The organism is Saccharicrinis carchari, from assembly GCF_900182605.1.
GTDB classification, from domain to species: Bacteria; Bacteroidota; Bacteroidia; order Bacteroidales; family Marinilabiliaceae; genus Saccharicrinis; species Saccharicrinis carchari.
This window is the reverse complement of the sequence record NZ_FXTB01000010.1, coordinates 110,858-130,414: the sequence shown is the minus strand read 5'-3', so window position 1 is coordinate 130,414 and position 19,557 is coordinate 110,858. Positions and strand designations below refer to the sequence as shown.

Genomic DNA, 19,557 nt, shown 5'->3' with positions numbered 1-19,557 from the left:
GCATGCTAATTCAAACCACATTTATTTGTTTGGGTTTAAGATATGAATACAAAAGGTGCAACGCTTGTTTGCACCTTTTGTATTATACCGCTGGCTTTTTAGGGTTTTATACTGCACAGCCCCTTTTTTCTACTTCTATTTTAACTTCCCCCATCTGTGATTTTCGAAGCATATCTTTTGTTTGTTGGCCAATGCATTTAAGTTGCAAATGTGAGGGTATACTACCATATATCGCGATAAAAGCTTCTACTGTTGCAGGTGATGAAAACACTATGCCATGGAAGCGCATCAAATTTTGCCTGATAATAGCTTTGTTTTTCACCACTTTGTACACCTTAAGGGCATGCGCTTTATTACCTAAACGGCACAATTCTTTTTGAAGCAGCCCTGTAGATTGCTTAGAACCGGGTAGAAGAACATTTTCGGCTGTGAGTCCTGTTTCACGATAAACCTTCAACATCCCTTCAATCGACTCATTTACCGATAACGGTTTAACCATTAGCCCTATTTCTTTTAAAGCTTTTGAGGTGGTTTTCCCTATGGAATCAATCCGGACACCATGTAAGTCGCGCACATCTTTGCCTGCGTGGCACAATTTGTCGTAAAAATGACGGACGGCATATCTACTTGTGAAAATTATTCTATTGTAAGATGAAATATGAGCCAAACACCATTTAATATCTACATCCATCGGATTAGATACTATGGAAATCAAGGGGGTATGGATCATATCCGGTTTTAAATTCGTTTCTTCCAGCGCAGCCCCTGTGTACAGCCATTTTTGATTGGGGCTTGAATAGGTGCCGGCAGTTCTCCCTACAATAATAATGGCCGGCGAAGGCAAACCTGAACCATTAATCATCATATCCCCCAGTGTTCCGCGGTAAATTTGCTGATTGGGGTTACTCACATTATATACCACACCCACAGGTGTACCTTCCGACCAGCCTTGCGCGATGATTTCCTGTGCTAATTCCTTTTGATTGGAAGCACCCATATAAAATACCAGCGTATCTGCCTTGGGTATTTTTAGCTTGTGCATATCGTGCCCCGAAAGCAAAGCCACCGATGAGGACAAGGAACGCTCGGTAAAAGGGATCACGGCCTGTGCAGCGGCTGCAAACGCACTTGATATGCCCGGTATTATAGTGGCTTGCACTAATCGGCTCTGCAAATAATGATACTCCTCGGCACCTCTGCCAAAAATTAAAGGATCGCCTCCTTTAACCCGCACCACATTTTTGCCTTTAATCGCCTCCTGGTACATCCATTCATTAATTATCTCCTGATCGAACTTATGCTTACCCTTTCGTTTACCCACATAAATTTTTTCGGCTTCAAATCCATGTAAAAAAACCTCGTCAACCAAGTCGTCGTAAAAAATAACATCGCAACACTCCAGATGGAAGGCGGCCTTTTTTGTAATTAGATCATGATCACCGGGCCCAAACCCAGCCAATATCACCTTACCCCATCTGGCTCTAACATCCATTTGCTCCAAGCATTTTTTTATTTCAGGCATTCCCTTTTTACCCACTACAGCCAAATAATCCTCAAGCGGATTTTTTTTCAAATCATTTTCGAATAAAGGATAATCTGTTTTGTTCTGCTTTTCCGTAATAGGCAACAAGGCCAGTACTTCCAGTTGGGTATTCAGGGGGTAAGGTATTTTTTTTGCAGGTAATACATAAGCTTCTGCCTTATCCGAAATAAGGATCTGCTCCATCACATGGGAAACTCGACCTCCTTCCACATCCGTAAAGTTGAATCTTGCATTAATCCCATTTTGTACTAGCGCTTCGCTAATATCACCCATGCAAATATGCTTATGATGTTTGTGGTCTATTATTATCCTAATCTCTGCCATTGTTTTTAATTTTTAGATATGACGAAACACGCCATTAAATTCCGCTCAATTGTGCTGTAAGAAAGCTTTAATTTTATCACGTAAAAGAATGGACGCATCTACGTTTTTACCGTTTGAACCAACTGCCACTGTCATTTCACCCATTTGGTATATGGCAGGAGAAACAAAATCGCTGTAACCCGGGTCATCAACCACATTGACCAGGCACCGGTACCTTTTAGCATCTGCTTGTATTTGGTGGTTTAACTTATGGTTGTTGGTAGCTGCATAAACCAGCAGGTGATCCGATAAGTCTTTATGGCTATATTTCCTCTCGATGCAAACAACACCTTCCATATTTTTTAGCTCTTCAGCTATTTCCGGGGCAATAACTTTAAAATTATTTACAAAACGCTTAAGCCTCCTTACTTTGTTAAGGGCCACCTTTCCGCCTCCCACAATCAGTATTTGCTGGCCGCTAACGCTTATGGATAATGGTAGAAACATCATGATTATAAGTTTAAATATAATATTCAGGACGGGAGAGTTTTTCTTTTCCGTATTTTACTCTGTTCCATGTCCTTTCGTGAAAATAATACAATATCATTTTGGTAAACACCTCTACCCCACTAATAGAAAGTGCCAATCCTACTTTGCCTGTAATTAAGTAAGAAATTAAAAAGGTATCCATGGTTCCGGTCAACCTCCACGAAATTGTTTTTAGTAAGGTTCTATATCGTTTTTCTTTCATCTGAAATCATATAAAGTTTTATTTAATTACTATTTCACTCAAACGTTAGCGTAAATGACAGTATATTATTGAAAAGGGACTATGAAATTAATTTCTTTTTCGGGCTTTACGATTCCTGCCCTAACCACGAAATCGCCAAACCTTTCACCATCGTTTCTTTCTTGGGCATAGCGGGGCAGCAGCACTTTCAGCTCCTCCAATATTTCCTGTTCACCCAGTGTTTGCTTGTACAATGTATTGAGTCTGTCGCCGGCAAAACCTGCCCCAAGATACATGTTGTATTTTCCTAAAGAACGTCCTACAAGTCCTATCTCTCCCAAGAAAGGACGTCCGCAGCCATTAGGACACCCCGTCATTCGTATCAGCAGGTCGTCATGTGTCAGGTTACACTGAGCCAATATTAGCTCTATCTTTTCCATCAGCGAAGGCAGGTACCGCTCTGCTTCGGCAAAAGCCATGGCACAAGTGTTGAGTGCTACACAGGCTATGGCATGCTGCCTTGCTCCACTGATATTTTCCTTAGGCCAAATATTGTATTCCTTTAAAAGGGCAGCTATTTCTTTTTTATCTTCTTCTTTAATTGCTCCTAATACCAGGCCTTGATTTCCGGTTAGCCTAAAATCGCATTTATTGAGGTCTGCAATTTTTCTTAACCCTGTTTTTAAACGATATTCCGGTTCATCTTTTACCCTTCCGTGCTCTATGTACAAACCAAGAAACCATTTTCCGCTTTTGGCCTTCTTCCAGCCAAAAAAATCGCCGTTGCTTTTAAATTTAAACTTTCTGGTTTTGTCTAACGTATAACCAAGGCGCTTCTCTAACAAAGCCTTAAATTTTTCAGGCCCAATACTGTCCATGGTATATTTTAACCTTGCTTTTCGTCTATTTTCGCGGTTGCCATAATCTCTTTGCAGCTTAACCACCTCTTCAATTACTGCAATTGCCTTATCGTAAGGCACATAACCAATTACATCACCTAATCTTGGATAGGTTCCGGGCTCGGAAAAGCTCATTCCTAATCCACCACCAATAGCCACATTAAATCCTTCGAGCTTATCTTTATCTCCTATCGCAATTAAACCCAAATCATTGGAGAAAATATCCGTATCGTTATAAGGCGGTATGGCAATTGCAATTTTGAATTTTCGAGGCAGATACGTTTTGCCGTAAATAGGTTCCTCATCTTCTTTACCGCTTACCAGGAGCTTTTTGTCGAGCCATATCTCGTGATAAGCACTGGTTTTTGGCAACAGATGCGCACTAATGTCCTTTGCCAATTGGTAGGCTGCCGGAACCAAAGGAGAGAGTGCCTCATTGGTAGTACACATCACGTTACGATTTACATCGCCACAGGCTGCAATTGAATCCAACAGCGATTCGTTTATTTGCTGCATGGTTTCTTTAAGTTTTCGTTTGATAACACCATGAAGTTGAAATGCCTGACGTGTGGTAAGCTTTAAAGTGTTATTGGCATGTGTTGTCGCCAGCTCATCTAATATTGCCCATTGACCGGCACTTGCCACTCCTCCCGGGATACGAGTCCGAATCATAAAACTATACAAAGGCTCAAGCTTCTTGCGCTTTCGCTCCGCTTCCATATCCCTATCGGTTTGCTGGTAGCTTCCATGAAATTTTATCAGTTGTGTGTCATCTTCGGCTAGTGCACCTGTAGCCATGTCGTCCAAGCTTTTTTTCAGGGTACCCCTCAGATAATTGCTTTTTGTTTTAATTCCCTCCACTTCGGACAGGTTCCAGGTGGGAAATATTTCGTTGTTATTTATTTCTGCCATATTATTTTTATAATTTTTGGATATACTTTTTAAACTAAAGTAAGTTACCATGTACCCTGATAGGAAAAGCCCAATTTGTGCGCCTAAGTTTTAGCATGGACACTGGGCCTCCGCTTCTCTACTACTAATACTTTAGGTTGTGTTACTATTGAACTCGTGGCGCACATTAAAACCCCTGAGTATGGGCATGAGCCGTATGCAGGTAGATTAGATATCCCTTTCTTAAGCCGCCTTGGTACGCCTAGAGCTAGAGCGGCTTTTACTTTCTTTTACCGTCAAAAAAAACAGACATAACCGAGCTTGGATTAATAAACATCTTCCTGGAAACGACCTTTCAGTTTCAAGTTTGTAAAGTACTCCAGGGCCTGCTCATCCGTTAGTTGTCCATATTTTTTTACAATATGCAATAAAGTTTCTTTTACGTCTTTGGCCATCCTTTTCATATCACCACACAAGTAAAAGTGTGCTCCTTCGTTCAGCCAACGATAAAGTTCTTCCCCATTTTCGCGCATGCGATCTTGCACGTATACCTTTTCTTGCTGATCGCGCGAAAAAGCTACATCAAGCTTGGCTACAACGCCTTTTTTACGATAATTAAGCAATTCGGTCTGATACAAAAAATCTGTTTCAAAATGCTGATCGCCAAAGAAAAGCCAGTTTTTACCTCCAGCATCCTTTGCTTCACGTTCTTGCAGGAAGGACCTAAACGGTGCGATACCCGTTCCTGGGCCAACCATTACCATACGCACATCATTATCCACCGGAAGTTTAAAGCCCATGTTGGGTTTAACACGTACTATTAACATATCGCCTTCGTTGATTGTGTCGGCCAAATAACCTGAGCAGACACCCAGGTGCTCCCGGTGATTAAGCTGATAGCGAACTGCACCCACCGTAATATGAACTTCGTCGGGGTTATAAGCATAGCTTGACGAAATAGAATACAGGCGGGTGGGTAGTTTTCGGAGAAGAGTTGCTAATTCGCTTGCATCAAGCCGGGCAGGATAATCCGTAATCACATCCAAAAAATCGGCACCATACAAATAGTCTTGTAGCATCGGATCATTGGTTACCAAATTATCCAAGACCTGGCTTTTTGCCTTTTCGGCATATTTTTTAATAACCGGAGCAGTAACCACCGTTAACTCAAAACTGGAAGTTAAAGCATCCTTTATGGACATTTGTACACCAGCAATATCCACTATATCGTTTTCGTCGATATTTAATTTAGCCAGGATATCCCTTACCAGGGTTGGGTTATTTTTGGCCTGTACCTCCAGCGCATCTCCTGGATGATAGCTTAGTCCGGTTCCTTCTATATCTAACTCTATATGGTAAGTCTCCTTGTCCGATCCCTTTCCGTTCAGCAGTATTTTTTCCAGCACTTCAACTTCTACCCATGCATCGCTGGCCAGGTCGTTTTGTACTACGGATGCTGAAACAGCTGCCTTGCCATTTCCTTTACTACCACCGAACTTAGCAACTACCTGAGGTAATACATCGGCTATGGTATCCTTAAAATCCACATCAAGCCCAATAAAGTCGTGTACAGCATTGCCACCAAGCGCATTTAGCTGTTTAAAAATATCTTTTCCTGTTTGACAAAATTTAGCATAACTACTATCGCCCAATCCAATTACCGCAAAGTTTAGGTTATTTGATTTAGGTGCCTTTTTACCGAATATATAGGCATAAAATGCTTCAGCCGAAACCGGCGGATCCCCTTCGCCATGCGTAGATACTATAACCAGCAGGTTGGTTTCGTCCTTAAGTTTTCGTACACGATACTCTTGCAAACTTATTGCGCTAACCTCAATCCCCTTAGCTTGAGCTAAACCCTGCGCTTGTTCTGCCAACAATTTCGAATTTCCCGTATGTGTACCATAAAGTATGGTAAGTTGAGTAGTTTTTACCTCCTCCTTATCCGGATTTGATTGGTTGATATTTGCAGAAAAACCTTCCGATAAGGCGCCGGATTGATTTAAACCTGCCAAATAACCCGACAGATAAAGCCTTTGTTCGGTATTTAAGGAGTCCAACAGTTTTTTAGCATTGTTAATTTGCTCCTCCGTAAAAATATTATTTAACCCTTGAATCATATCTTCATTAAAAAATTCACATAACAATTACATTTCAGCTCATCTGCGACAAGCCAATTATTTAAATAACAACGATTTAACAATTGAATTTTAAAAAAGCACGAACAAACGCTGCTATGGATGCCCATGCTTTTAAAGACAAGTTATTTAATCCTTTTTGATTTTTATATTTCGAAACTACTGAGGTATCTTTCGCCTGTATCAGGCAACAACACAACAATACGCTTACCGGAATACTCCGGACGTTTTGATATTTCGTTTGCTGCCCACAGTGCCGCACCAGATGAGTAACCGCACAAAAGCCCATCCTCTTTAGCTGCACGATGCGAGGTGTTTAGGGCATCTTCGTTGCTTACCTGTACTACTTCGTCGATAACCTCGGTGTTTAGATTGGGGGGAATAAAACCGGCTCCAATACCCTGTATTTTATGCGGTCCGGGCTTTCCACCTGAAATTACCGCTGAATCTACCGGTTCTACCGCCACAATTTTGATAGATGAATTTTTCGCCTTCAACTCTTCTCCCACACCGGTTATGGTACCACCCGTACCTACCCCTGCAACAAAAACGTCGATATTACCATCTGTATCGTTCCAGATTTCATGTGCTGTTGTACATCTATGTATCGATGGATTGGCCGGGTTATTAAATTGCTGTGGGATAAAAGCCTTTCCGTATTCATCGGCAATTCCCTGAGCCTGCGAAATGGCACCTTTCATACCTTGAGCCGCCGGGGTCAGAACCAATTCGGCTCCAAACTTCTTTAACAGCTTTCGGCGCTCCATGCTCATGCTTTCGGGCATAGTTAAAATAAGCCTGTAGCCTTTTACTGCTGCCACAAAGGCTAAGCCCACACCTGTATTTCCACTGGTAGGCTCTACGATAACCGTATCCTTATCGAGCTTTCCGCTGCGCTCGGCATCTTCAATCATGGCAAGTGCAATGCGGTCTTTAACCGAACTGGCCGGATTAAAATACTCAAGTTTGGCAACAATTTGAGCTCCACCTTCATTTAAACGATTTATTTGTACCAATGGTGTTTTTCCTATTAATTCGACTATACTGTTGGCAATTTTACTCATGGTTAATAAATTTAATGATTTGCGATAGATTATTTATTTATGGCTACAAACCTATTGTTTGATTGTTAACTAAACAAGGGCTAAGCGCTACTTTAAGCTACTAAATTAGTATGTTTAAGCCGGGATTAAAAACCCTCAATAGTCATAATTCTCTGAATATCTGCACATACCGAATGCAATCCTTTGCTATTTTTTATTCCTACTTTACCAATAGGCTAAATGTAGTACATCAAACTTGCATTCAAATCTTTGTATTCCTTTTGGATATCCGCCAAGGTTCGTTGCGCCAGCAAGGCCTTTACATCAGTAATCGTTTGATTGAGTACCAAGGTAACGGCTTTTTGATTGTTGCTCATATCACCAGAAACGTTGAGCTCGTTTTTATAGGTATCTTCCAGACATTCAAAGACCATTAACAGGGAGATTTCTTCCGGACTGTGTTTTAACTTGTAACCTCCCCCGGCACCTTTTTTCACTTCCAACAATCCGGCCTTTTTAAGTAGTACGGCAATGGCCTCTAAAAACTTCATCGGAATTGCATGACGTAAGGAAATATGGTAAATTCCCATGAATTTATCATCACCCAATTCGGACAACGAAAGCAGAAATCGCAATCCGTATTCTGTTTTTTTGGAAAATTTCATAACAGTCTTTTTTAATTAACACATACATAAGCTATATGTCTTAAAACCTAAATAATCGTATAAAGTTCAACAAAATAGAAGCTAACAATACAATACCCATGCACAATAGGATACTATTTAAGTATGATTATGAAACCGGTCTTACTTTCTTAAAAGGCTTCGCCTAACGTAAAAAACAATCCTGTATCACCAGTGGTAGACATACCATAGTCAAATCGGACACTTAGCCCTTCTTCTTCCAAAACTTTTACTCTTAAACCCAGGCCTCCCATTAGGTGCATATGCTTCAACAAGGAGCCATCCCATTGGGAGTGCACCCTACCGGCACCGGCAAACACCTCGTAGCCCAATCGCCACCATATAGGCGAGCGATAGGCAGCCTGCAAGTACATACTGTTTTTATCCATATATTTATAGGGCTGGGCAATTCCTCGGAAAAGATTTTTTCCGCCAAGCACCGGCATACGATAAAAAGGTATATTACCTGTAGCTGATTTAATATACAACTGGGCACCCAATACTTTACCCCGGGAACCCAATTTAAAGAAATGACGCGCGTCAAACGTTAATGTAGAAAAAGCAAAATCACCTAATTTTTTGGGATACCAAAGGTGAGCCACGCTTACAAAACTGCCGGTATTGGAGTACACAATACTGTTTCTACTATCGTAACTAACTACGAGTCCACCCCCCACCACGTTTTGCCCATTAAAACCTGCTATATCCGCAGTTAAGTTGTTAGCATATTTATTTTTTACATCGTAAAAACCCACATCATAATTCAGCCCCACAAAAACCTCTTTGTTAAGCCCTTTCATCAACCTGCCCGCAAACTCAATTTTTTTTATATCTACATCCGAATACAAGGTTTTATCCACATCGTTGCCCACGGGATAGTATTTATCGGGCATCCATTGGTAAATCCATTTACTTTGAATATACCAATCTTTTATAAAATAGAAGTCCGAATTAAATTCAAACTGATACATTCCGGTAGTGGATGTAACTAAAGAAGGTGAAACATTGGAAGGCCTGTAGTACAAGCCCTCATGATGCCGGCCAGCTTTGCCTTTTCCCAGATAAAAGCGCCACACAGGCATTACACCAATTGCCAACTTTGTGCGCTCTTCATAGGCCATAACAGGCAGCAAAAAAAAAGTATAGTTTTCTTTTTTGAAAGTAATCAAGTCAACGCCCCAATCCGCAAAATTGGCTACCCTCTGCATTATACCGGTCCTATCGGCATGGCTTAAAGTGTCCGTCTGCGCGTTTACTGTAAATTTTAACAACCCAAATAAACATCCGAGAACAAGCGCCTTTTTTTTAATTACCAAATAGCCGGTCAATTTCATACTTCCTTGATTTAGGCTTTCGAGCTCACACTATATAAAAGGCCTGTTTAAAATCTTCTATTAAATCCTGCACATCTTCTATGCCCACCGACAGCCTTAACATTGTATCGCGAAGGGCCATATTTTCCCGATCCGTATCAGAAAACTCGGCATAGATGGTTGACGAGGGATGTATGATGAGCGTTTTGTTATCATTTAAATTGGTTGCCCTGCGCACCATTTTCAGCCCATCCATAAATTGATAGCAACTTTCCTTCGTTTTTAAGTCGATGGTCATAACAGCTCCGGGTTTTCCCGAAAAATACTTCTTGCTCCTGGCATATCCCACACTTGATTTTAATCCTGGATAATTCACCGCTACAACCTTCGTATGTTGTTCAAAATACTTACCCAGGGCCATACAATTCTCCACGCATCTATCTACTCTTAAAGCTAAAGTATCCAGTCCTAAGATTAAGAAATGAGCTGTGTGAGCTGTCATGCTGCCTCCCAAGTGACGAAACATTTCTTTTCGTATCCTGGCCATAAGGGCATTTCCCGGAAAGTTGGTATCCCACTCCTTCAATGCCAAAGAATTGGACCAATCAAAGCTACCGTTGTCTAATATGGCACCCCCCACAGCCGCCGCCCCACCCGAAATAAATTTGGTGGTAGATATCACCTCCACATCAACGCCGGCATCCAATGAGTTAAAAACATAGGGCGGAGTAAGCGTGGAATCGGCTACCAATGGTATATTGTTGCTGTGCGCTAAAGCTGCCAATGCTTCAATGTCAAATATTTCCAGTTGTGGATTAGTGATAGTCTCGAAAAACAAAAGTCCTGTTTGCTTGTCGATAGCTGCTGCGACCTGGGCCAGGTTATTCATATCGACAAACTTAACCTGAATATTCCATCTTTGAATGGTGCTTTTTAAAAAGGCATAAGTGTGCCCAAAGAGCTGATTGGAAGAAACAATATTACCACCCGGTGGCACAATAGATAGCAAAGTGGTAGTTATTGCCGCCATACCGGACGAAAAAGACATTGCATTTTTTGCTCCTGAAATCCTTTTTAATTTTTCCTCAAAATACCCCACGGTTGGGTTGGAGGTTCTACTGTAGACATGTGCCACCTTTTGACCGGTAAATACTTTTTCCATTTCCAACGACGATTCAAACTCATACGCCACCCCATCATAAATGGGCATGTGCAAGGCGCTGTAGGCATCATCTTTAACAAATGGAGTATGCACAGAGCTTGTGGTATATCCTTGTTTTTTTGCCATTATCTATTCTTTTTTGCGCAAGGATGTATACAATATAGTGCATCCCTGTCATGATTTTTCACCTTATCTTTTTTGCTTTACATCCGCGGGTGTCACCAAATCATTGGCAGCCTGTCCATCGCTTCTTATGTAGTTAAGTACATCAGCAATCTGCTGATTGCTCAGGTTACGATACGCGGCCATAACCCCATTGTATTTGATACCCTCTACGATTATTTCGCCACTCATGCCATTGAGCATAATATCTATCAAATAGTCTTTATCGCCATTAACTCTCTTCGTATTTTTTAGCGGCGGATAAACCCGGGGCATCCCCATCCTATTTGCCTGATGACATACTTTGCAGTTTCTGTCGTAAACCAATTTACCTGCATCAAAACGGCTATTTCTGTTTTTTATTGAGGAGGCAGGACTTGTACCAAGTGTATTTCCGGCATCTGAAGAATTTGTATCGTTTGTATTCTGCTTACAAGCAATTGAACCGATAAATAAAATTAGAACACTAATAAAAGTCAAAAATTTCATAGAATATTTAAATTTTTATAAAAATGCCAAACAATATAAACCTATTTATAACTTTTTATTTCTACCACCGTTATATCCACAGAAAAGCTACGATAAATACAGCGTATTGCATTGAAACACCTGCTTAACATTTATGGTGCTTTTTGTACCAGAACAGTAGCCAATAAACATTAGGCAAAGAAAAATGTTTTTTAGCCAACAATAATAAAATCAGCAATAAATATTCGGCAATATAATACGGTTTGGGTTTACATTACAATTAGATTCGAATTTTTATAGATTTGCCAACCCAAAAAAACAAGAATGACAATTAGGTTAAGAATAATATCGGCAGAAGACGACGATTTTTTACGAGAAATAGAAATAAGCGGAGACGCAACATTTTTAGAACTGCATCATTTTATTCAGAAAACATTAAATTTTGACCCCAGCCAGATGGCTTCATTTTTCACTACCGATGATGCGTGGCACAAGGATAAGGAAATTACACTAATGGACATGGCCATCGAGGAATCGGACGCTTCCCTTATTATGTCGGAAACCACACTAAAGCAATTGCTATCGGATAAAAAGCAAAGAATGATTTACACCTTTGATTTTTTTAACGATCGTAACCTGTTTATCGAAATGGATAAAATCTCCCACTCAGAATGTCCCAAACCCAAATGCACCCAGGAAAAAGGTAATGCTCCGGAACAATTGGATATGAGCAGTTTACTGGAGGCAACGATGGGCGAATCCTCAGCAACTAAAAAAAACCTCCCTTATGATGATGATTTTGGTGACGACGATGACTTTAATGATCCTTTAATATCCTATACCGACGACCTGGACGATTACTAAAAATATTTAACTTACCCTATTCGTAAATTATATAATTAGGGCACCAACTATTGCATATAAAAACTATATATTAAATGGCGCACAATAATACTCCATCTGAAAAAACACTTATCGTTATTATTGGCCCCACGGGAATTGGCAAAACCACAAGCAGCATAGCCATTGCCAATCACTTTAACACCGAGATTATATCGGCCGACTCGAGGCAGATATTCAAGGAACTCAGCATTGGCACTGCTACACCGACACCCCAAGAGCTGGCGTCTGCCAAGCATCATAACATAGGTACACATTCTATACATCAATATTATAGCGCATGGGAATTTGAGCAAGATGCGCTGGCTCTCTGCGAAAGCTTGTTCGCCGCGCATAACCAAGTGGTAATGACCGGAGGATCAATGATGTACGTTGATGCCGTTTGCAAGGGTATCGACGATTTACCTACCATTGACGAAGAGCTTCGTGAGCAGTTGAAAAATCAATATCAGAACGAAGGAATTGAATCTATCAGAAGGCAACTAAAACAGTTGGATCCTGTTTTTTACACAGAAGTAGACCTAATGAACCACAAAAGGCTTATACATGCTGTGGAGATATGCCTGATGACCGGTAAACCCTATAGCAAGTTGCGCACCAATACGATAAAAAAAAGACCATTTAATATAGCAAAGATAGGCTTAGCTACTGAACGAGAAGAAATTTACGAGCGCATCAACAAACGGGTGGATAAGATGATACAAATAGGCCTCATAAGTGAAGCACGAAGCTTATATCCATATAAAAATCTCAACTCACTAAATACGGTAGGCTACAAAGAACTATTTGATTGTTTTGATGGCAAGCACGATGAAGCAAAAGCCATTGAGCTTATAAAAAGAAACACACGCCGTTATGCCAAAAAACAACTATCGTGGTTTAAGCGCGATAAAGAAATTACTTGGTTTAATCCGCGCGAGTTAAATAAAATGATTAGCTTTATAGAACAAAAAACAGGAGCACCGGGCAAATCGATTTAATTCATTCCTCACGGTTTACAAGTGTGGCCCGGTGCTTTTTTGGCCACCGCAATAGTATGAAACGAATCTTTACGCCAGGCATCCTTTTTAAAGGAGGCAAAAAACTGTATGTCTGTAAAATATTTTGATAGCATATTTTTAATTTCCTCTTTTAATATAGGTATAAGAGGTACGGATTGCGTAAAAGATTCATCGCGCTGCTTATCCCTCAGCACCGTTGAAAACTGAATTACGCCGTTGGGTTCAGGAATGTAATTACGCTCAAATGAGTAATCTTCTGTTTCAATGGTAGGTAATTCAACCACCTTATCATTTAAGACCCTATCGTAGTTAACTATTTGCATTACCAGATAACCATCTGTTTTTAAAACCTGCAACACCTCGTTAAAATAGTGTGCAACGTCTTTCAGTGATGGCAAATGAGGCAAGGTATTACCTAAACAATAAACCAAATTAAAACTATCCGGTTTATAATCAGTTGCAAAGCTAAGCAAATCATTAGTTGTAAAGCGCACATTTAAAGCCTGTGGGCACTTCTTTATTGCTTTAGTTATCATGGCCTCATCCAGGTCAAAAGCTTCCACGCTTGCATTTCTTCTTCCCAACTCAATAGCCAAACTGCCCGTTCCACAGCCACAGTCCAAAACTTTTTTATCCATCAAGGTAGGGAATAATGCCTCCATAAAATCACTTTGTGCTTTGTTCAAGGGAAAAATCTGGTCGTAGGCTTTTGCAATCGAACTATAAAATGTCATCTTGTTTATTTACTTTTTTTTCTATTTGATACTTATTTCGCTCCGTATTGTTGCGTGAAACCAACTCGGCTAAAAAACCCGCCAAAAATAATTGAGTTCCGATTATCATACTCGTTAAAGCAATATAAAAATAGGGGCTCGTTGTTACCAATGCCTGATTAATATGATGGTAAACTGCGTACAGCTTATGAATACCAAGATACAACGCTGCAAAAAAACCAACAGCGAACATTAATGTACCCAAACTACCGAACAAATGCATGGGGCGTTTACCAAATTTAGAAATGAAGGTTAGGGATAACAAATCTAAAAAACCTTTCAAAAATCGCTCTATTCCAAACTTTGAAACACCATATTGCCTTTCGCGATGTACCACCACCTTTTCACCTATCCTGCTAAAACCATTTCTTTTGGCCAAGATGGGGATATAGCGGTGCATTTCGCCATATACCTCAATACTTTTTACTACTTCGCTACGGTAGGCTTTTAAGCCACAGTTAAAATCGTGCAGATTGATACCGGAGATATGCCGGGCAGTCCAGTTAAAGAATTTACTGGGTATGGTTTTTCCAAGCGGGTCGTGCCTTTTCTTTTTCCATCCACTTACTAAATCGTAGCCTTCTTCTTTAACCATACGGTACAACTCGGGTAGTTCGTCGGGGTTATCCTGCAGATCGGCATCCATAGTTATCACCACCTCTCCCACCGCCGCTTCAAAACCAACGTACAAGGCAGCCGACTTGCCATAATTTCGTCGAAACTTTATCCCTTTTACTGCTTGGTGTTCTGCGCTCAACTTTTCAATTACTTGCCAGGAGGTATCGTTACTCCCGTCATCGATAAAAATAACCTCAAAGGAAATATTAAGGGGAGTCAAGACTCCCCTTACCCAATTATATAGCTCATCTAACGATTCTTCTTCGTTAAAAAGAGGCACTACGATGGATAAATTCATTACAATAATAATTTTATTCCAGGCTGATTAAAATTCAGGCTCCGGATCTTTTTTAAGTATAGCAGCTATTATCAGGGAGATGATAAGTCCACCTATCACAGAACCTATTACTCCATATATAGCCATTGCAGTTGGGCTCATCATGGCACTCATCATTCCATCCATTTGTTCCAGCTGAGCCGCAGGTACGCCGGCTTCCAATTGTTGCTCTTGCACTATCGCCATCATTTCGGTATGCTTTGCAGGATCGATAAAAGCAAAAAACACAAAAGTAAAAATGCTCGATACAATACCACCTACCAACGAAATGAGTACCCCTATACCAACGCCTTGTCCGTATTTTAAATATCCGCCATTCTCATTTTCTTTATAGGCCTTAAGTCCTAAATAAATAAACACAATACTTATAACGAAACCTAGATAGCCGAAATAAGTATTTCCAAGCATACCACCGTAGTAGGTAATTAAACTAAACACAATAGCAGCAATACCCAGATAAAGACCATAAGTATAAACTGTTGACGATTTTGAAGCCGATTGTTCCATAATGTAAGATTTTAAAGTTAAGTATAGAATTTTGTCAAAGATAAGATTTGAGATAAATTGTTACTCATAAAAGGAGTAAAAAATGATACATAGTGTATAAAATATTAAGGAGTTGTTTCCATAGCCTTAATAAACAGTAGCTATTTTTACGCCAATAAGCACGAAAATGTAAAAAAATTGTACAAATCGGACACCGTGGACTGTGGGAATCCTAAGCTATCGTATTGCAAAATAATTTCAAACACCAAGCCTCTGATACCAAAGACTTTAATTGCAAGAGCAAAAAATAGTTTGTTTTTTTTCGGTTTTGGTATTGCGGGGTATATGTTTTTGTCTATTTTTGCATCCGCTAACGCACGGGTAAGTCCTGTACGACCAGCTCCTGTTGAATTCCCCCAGGGCCTGACGGCAGCAAGGGTAGATGGTTGAGCGGTGCGATGCAGGTAGCTTACCCACCCGCCAATATAGCTCAGTTGGCTAGAGCAGCTGATTTGTAATCAGCAGGTCGTGGGTTCGAGTCCCTCTATTGGCTCATTATGTTTCCAAAACGTAGGAAACTGAATCAAAGTATTGCCGATATAGATTCCCTGCCTAGAGCATCCCGTTGTGTAACACGGGAAGGTCGTGGGTTCGAGTCCCTCTATTGGCTCATAAGTTTTCAAAAACGTTGAAAGCTTTTTAAAAAATATTTATTGGGGAGATACCAAAGCGGCCAACTGGGGCAGACTGTAACTCTGCTGTCTTACGACTTCGTAGGTTCGAATCCTGCTCTCCCCACAATAGTGCCAATATAGCTCAGTTGGCTAGAGCAGCTGATTTGTAATCAGCAGGTCGTGGGTTCGAGTCCCTCTATTGGCTCATTATGTTTCCGAAATGTAGGAAACTGAATCAAAGTATTGCCGATATAGATTCCCTGCCTCGAGCATCCCGTTGTGTAACACGGGAAAGTCGTGGGTTCGAGTCGCTCTATTGGCTCATTATGTTTCCGAAATGTAGGAAACTGAATCAAAATATTGCCAATATAGATTCCCTGCCTCGAGCATCCCGTTGTGTAACACGGGAAGGTCGTGGGTTCGAGTCCCTCTATTGGCTCATTATGTTTCCGAAATGTAGGAAACTGAATCAAAATATTGCCAATATAGATTCCCTGCCTAGAGCATCCCGTTGTGTAACACGGGAAGGTCGTGGGTTCGAGTCCCTCTATTGGCTCATTATGTTTCCGAAACGTAGGGAACTGAATCAAAGTATTGCCGATATAGATTCCCTGCCTAGAGCATCCCGTTGTGTAACACGGGAAGGTCGTGGGTTCGAGTCCCTCTATTGGCTCATTATGTTTCCGAAATATAGGAAACTGAATCAAAGTATTGCCGATATAGATTCCCTGCCTCGAGCATCCCGTTGTGTAACACGGGAAAGTCGTGGGTTCGAGTCCCTCTATTGGTTCATATATTTAATGCGAAAGTAGCTCAGCTGATAGAGCATTAGCCTTCCAAGCTAAGGGTCGCGGGTTTGATCCCCGTCTTTCGCTCCATGCAAACCGATTGAAGCGTATTCAGTCGGTTTTTTTTATACCTAAAATTGTATCTTTTCTTGTGTTTCTAAAAACACGAATTCAAAAAAAGATGCTTTTTAAGGTAGTTCCGTGAAACGGTATATCACGGCTACCATATATGAGTTTACAATAAAAATAAGCATGTCCATGGATAAGAATAATTTTTGGAATACTTCAAAGAGACCATTAGTGATGCTTGCTCCTATGGAAGATGTTACTGACACCGCGTTTCGCGAACTGGTTTTACATAACACCATCCCCGGTCATCTGGATGTGGTATTTACTGAATTCGCTTCTACCGATGGTTTATGCCATCCTAAGGGACGTGAGAATGTTGCGCAGCGACTCGTTATTTCTAAAACAGAGCAACAACTATTAATCGAAAAAGGCGTGAAGATTGTAGCCCAGATATGGGGCAATAATCCGGAGAAGTTTTTTAAGGCCACCAAATATATTGACGAAAATTACCGTTTTGACGGGATTGATATTAATATGGGTTGCCCTGTGCGTAATGTAGTAGCGCAAGGGAGTTGCTCTGCTTTAATTGAAAATGAACCGTTGGCAAAAGAAATAATACAGGCCACCCGAGAAGCTACAAGCCTACCGGTAAGTGTAAAAACAAGGATAGGCTTAAAGAAAGTGGATACCGAACGCTGGATAAACTTTCTATTTAAGCAGCCGCTTGAGGGGCTTATTCTGCATGGCAGAATTCAGAAGCAGATGTCGGAAGGTGAAGCCAACTGGGAGGAGATTGCCAAAGCGGTAGCTATTAGAAATAAGGTAGCGCCTGACATCCCCCTCATTGGTAATGGAGATGTGTTTAGTGTTGAAGACATGCACGAACGTATAACTAAGTATGGTACAGATGGAGCGATGATTGGACGTGGTATTTTTAAAAATCCATGGATGTTCCAGTCACCTTTAGCGGAAATTAATACAGAAAAGAGACTTGCAACCCTCTTTAGCCATTTACAACTATACGAATCGGCGTGGGGGCGATCAAGGCCATTTCCTGTTTTAAAGCGTTTTTTTAAGATTTACGTTTCGGATTTTAGAGGCGCTTCCGAAATTCGTAAGGAATTAATGGAAACCAATAGCATTACAGAAGCACGGAGGGTGATTGAAAACACTTTATCAAAAATTGTAAGCTAGATTAACAGAATCAGATAAAAGAACCCTTACAGTAAACCTCGCGCTTTTATTTCAAGATACTTATTTATAGTGTTTACAGTCAGGTCGCTCGGCGCACTTAAAACGGCATGTATGCCATGTTGTTTCAATTCACGAACAATACGTTTTTTATCGAATACGAACTTTTCGGCAATGGTTTTTATATAAATATCTTCTGTACTTTGGGTTCTTTGCTGAGCGAGTTGATGTACCTCGGTATTTTCGAAGAATACAACCACCAACAAATGACTTTTGGCTAAACGTTGCAGAAAGGGAAGCTGTCTGCGTGCCGAAATAAGGCTTTCAAAATTTGTGTATAGTACCATTAAGCTGCGCTGGTGCACCCTTCGTTTTATTTGAGCATAAAGTAATTCCAGGTTAGGTTCTTTATAGTTGGTATGTTGATTGTACAACACCTCCATAATATGCTGCAAATGCCGCCCATTACTAGCTGCAGGCACAATGGAATGTAAGGTATCGCTATAGGTAAACAACCCGGCTTTATCGTGTTTGAGCATAGCTATATTAGATATTACCAGCGAGGTGTTGATGGCATAATCGAGCAAGGACATCCCATTGAAGGGCATTTGCATAGTGCGTCCCATGTCGATAAGGCTGTATATTTGCTGTGATTTTTCGTCCTGATACTGGTTCACCATCAAACGATTTTTGCGAGCTGTAGCTTTCCAGTTGAGGGTACGGTAATCATCGCCGGTGATATAATCCCTTATCTGGTCAAACTCCATTTGATGACCTATCCTGCGAATTTTTTTTACCCCTATCTCGGTAAGGCGATTGGAAATAGCCATCAGCTCAAATCTGCGCATCTCAATTAAACCGGGATACACTTTAACCATGGCATTCTGGTTAAAACTATATCGTCGCGATATAAAAGCAATAGGGGAACAGATAAAAAGATGTAAAGCACCAAAATAATACTCACCACGCTCAACCGGAACAAGTTGGTAGCAAAAGGTTTTTTCCTGTCCGGGTTGCAACGTAAACTTCTCTTCAAAATCTCTCATCTGAAACTGAACCGGTAGTTCATCTATAAGTGTAATTTTAGCTTTACAGCTGAAACGACTTGTAAAGTGCAGCTCCACCCTATTCTTATCGCCGTTGCTAAAACGAGTGGGTAAAATCCTCTTGGCTTGCAGGTTTTGTTTATTTCTGGCACCGTAAAGCAGCAGGGCATCTACCACCAGCAACAATACAAAAAGCCAAAAAGTTAATTGTGCCGCCACGTAAAACACCGGGAAGTATTGTCCCAATAGCATGAGTACTATTATTAAGGCCAGCGAAATATAAAAACGGTACGTGATAAATATTGATTTCCAGCGTTTGCGCATTTAAGACGATACATT

The 19,557-nt window shown here is 40.7% G+C and carries 17 protein-coding genes, 8 tRNA genes and 1 other RNA gene; 12 read left to right on the top strand and 14 right to left on the bottom strand.

Going from position 1 to position 19,557, the window contains the following annotated elements:
- Positions 1–106: 106 nt before the first annotated feature.
- From cobA to FN809_RS15350, 10 genes are all read right to left on the bottom strand, one after another.
- Positions 107–1,867 (bottom strand): uroporphyrinogen-III C-methyltransferase, encoded by a 1,761-nt coding sequence (gene cobA / locus FN809_RS15395; protein WP_142534422.1) that lies wholly within the window; start codon positions 1,865–1,867, stop codon positions 107–109.
- Between the two features lie 45 nt (positions 1,868–1,912).
- Entirely contained in the window at positions 1,913–2,356 is a 444-nt protein-coding gene (locus FN809_RS15390; RefSeq protein WP_142534421.1) for a precorrin-2 dehydrogenase/sirohydrochlorin ferrochelatase family protein, read from the bottom strand.
- Positions 2,357–2,366: 10 nt separating this feature from the next.
- Entirely contained in the window at positions 2,367–2,597 is a 231-nt protein-coding gene (locus FN809_RS15385; protein ID WP_142534420.1) for a DUF2061 domain-containing protein, read from the bottom strand.
- A 65-nt stretch (positions 2,598–2,662) separates the two neighbouring features.
- Positions 2,663–4,387, bottom strand: coding sequence for an NADPH-dependent assimilatory sulfite reductase hemoprotein subunit (locus FN809_RS15380; RefSeq protein ID WP_142534419.1), 1,725 nt, complete (start codon positions 4,385–4,387; stop codon positions 2,663–2,665).
- 305 nt (positions 4,388–4,692) lie between these two features.
- Entirely contained in the window at positions 4,693–6,486 is a 1,794-nt protein-coding gene (locus tag FN809_RS15375; RefSeq protein WP_142534418.1) for an assimilatory sulfite reductase (NADPH) flavoprotein subunit, read from the bottom strand.
- 164 nt (positions 6,487–6,650) lie between these two features.
- The gene (gene cysK, locus FN809_RS15370) at positions 6,651–7,568 is read right to left on the bottom strand and encodes a cysteine synthase A (protein WP_142534417.1); all 918 of its coding nucleotides are present in this window, start codon (positions 7,566–7,568) and stop codon (positions 6,651–6,653) included.
- Positions 7,569–7,783: 215 nt separating this feature from the next.
- Entirely contained in the window at positions 7,784–8,212 is a 429-nt protein-coding gene (locus FN809_RS15365; protein WP_142534416.1) for an RrF2 family transcriptional regulator, read from the bottom strand.
- A 149-nt stretch (positions 8,213–8,361) separates the two neighbouring features.
- A complete protein-coding gene (locus tag FN809_RS15360) occupies positions 8,362–9,564 on the bottom strand; it encodes a BamA/TamA family outer membrane protein (protein WP_142534415.1) in 1,203 nt (400 codons plus the stop codon).
- Positions 9,565–9,589: 25 nt separating this feature from the next.
- Positions 9,590–10,831 (bottom strand): PLP-dependent transferase, encoded by a 1,242-nt coding sequence (locus FN809_RS15355; RefSeq protein ID WP_142534414.1) that lies wholly within the window; start codon positions 10,829–10,831, stop codon positions 9,590–9,592.
- A gap of 63 nt (positions 10,832–10,894) precedes the next feature.
- On the bottom strand, positions 10,895–11,356 hold the full coding sequence (locus tag FN809_RS15350; RefSeq protein ID WP_142534413.1) for a c-type cytochrome: 462 nt from the start codon (positions 11,354–11,356) through the stop codon (positions 10,895–10,897).
- A 303-nt stretch (positions 11,357–11,659) separates the two neighbouring features.
- Here FN809_RS15350 and FN809_RS15345 point away from each other — a divergent pair, with 303 nt between their 5' ends.
- Both FN809_RS15345 and miaA read left to right on the top strand, forming a co-directional pair.
- Positions 11,660–12,199: an IS1096 element passenger TnpR family protein gene (locus FN809_RS15345; RefSeq protein WP_142534412.1), complete on the top strand. Its 540-nt coding sequence runs from the start codon at positions 11,660–11,662 to the stop codon at positions 12,197–12,199.
- A gap of 74 nt (positions 12,200–12,273) precedes the next feature.
- Positions 12,274–13,215 (top strand): tRNA (adenosine(37)-N6)-dimethylallyltransferase MiaA, encoded by a 942-nt coding sequence (miaA, locus tag FN809_RS15340; protein ID WP_142534411.1) that lies wholly within the window; start codon positions 12,274–12,276, stop codon positions 13,213–13,215.
- Between the two features lie 8 nt (positions 13,216–13,223).
- Here the strand turns inward: miaA and FN809_RS15335 are convergent, their stop codons facing one another.
- From FN809_RS15335 to FN809_RS15325, 3 genes are read right to left on the bottom strand one after another with little or no spacing between them, the layout of a single operon-like run.
- A complete protein-coding gene (locus tag FN809_RS15335; RefSeq protein WP_142534410.1) occupies positions 13,224–13,970 on the bottom strand; it encodes a class I SAM-dependent methyltransferase in 747 nt (248 codons plus the stop codon).
- Positions 13,957–14,925, bottom strand: coding sequence for a glycosyltransferase family 2 protein (locus tag FN809_RS15330; RefSeq protein ID WP_142534409.1), 969 nt, complete (start codon positions 14,923–14,925; stop codon positions 13,957–13,959). The genes FN809_RS15335 and FN809_RS15330 overlap by 14 nt, the downstream gene beginning before the upstream one ends.
- 27 nt (positions 14,926–14,952) lie before the next feature.
- A complete protein-coding gene (locus tag FN809_RS15325; RefSeq protein ID WP_142534408.1) occupies positions 14,953–15,471 on the bottom strand; it encodes a DUF4199 domain-containing protein in 519 nt (172 codons plus the stop codon).
- A 358-nt stretch (positions 15,472–15,829) separates the two neighbouring features.
- On the opposite strand from FN809_RS15325, the gene ffs reads away from it, so the two are divergent.
- From ffs to FN809_RS15280, 10 genes are all read left to right on the top strand, one after another.
- Positions 15,830–15,928: signal recognition particle sRNA small type (ffs, locus tag FN809_RS15320), an RNA gene on the top strand.
- A gap of 1 nt (position 15,929) precedes the next feature.
- Positions 15,930–16,003 (top strand) — tRNA-Thr (locus FN809_RS15315).
- 40 nt (positions 16,004–16,043) lie between these two features.
- Positions 16,044–16,120, top strand: a tRNA-OTHER gene (locus FN809_RS15310).
- Positions 16,121–16,165: 45 nt separating this feature from the next.
- A tRNA-Tyr gene (locus FN809_RS15305) sits at positions 16,166–16,248 on the top strand.
- 7 nt (positions 16,249–16,255) lie between these two features.
- Positions 16,256–16,329 (top strand) — tRNA-Thr (locus tag FN809_RS15300).
- A 157-nt stretch (positions 16,330–16,486) separates the two neighbouring features.
- A tRNA-OTHER gene (locus FN809_RS17790) sits at positions 16,487–16,563 on the top strand.
- A 40-nt stretch (positions 16,564–16,603) separates the two neighbouring features.
- A tRNA-OTHER gene (locus tag FN809_RS15295) sits at positions 16,604–16,680 on the top strand.
- Positions 16,681–16,720: 40 nt separating this feature from the next.
- Positions 16,721–16,797 (top strand) — tRNA-OTHER (locus FN809_RS15290).
- Positions 16,798–16,926: 129 nt separating this feature from the next.
- A tRNA-Gly gene (locus FN809_RS15285) sits at positions 16,927–17,002 on the top strand.
- A 168-nt stretch (positions 17,003–17,170) separates the two neighbouring features.
- Positions 17,171–18,175, top strand: a complete 1,005-nt coding sequence (locus tag FN809_RS15280) for a tRNA dihydrouridine synthase (protein ID WP_246095614.1) — start codon at positions 17,171–17,173, stop codon at positions 18,173–18,175.
- A 26-nt stretch (positions 18,176–18,201) separates the two neighbouring features.
- On the opposite strand, the gene FN809_RS15275 is transcribed toward FN809_RS15280, so the two are convergent.
- A complete protein-coding gene (locus FN809_RS15275; RefSeq protein ID WP_142534407.1) occupies positions 18,202–19,542 on the bottom strand; it encodes a DUF58 domain-containing protein in 1,341 nt (446 codons plus the stop codon).
- Positions 19,543–19,557: the final 15 nt, after the last annotated feature.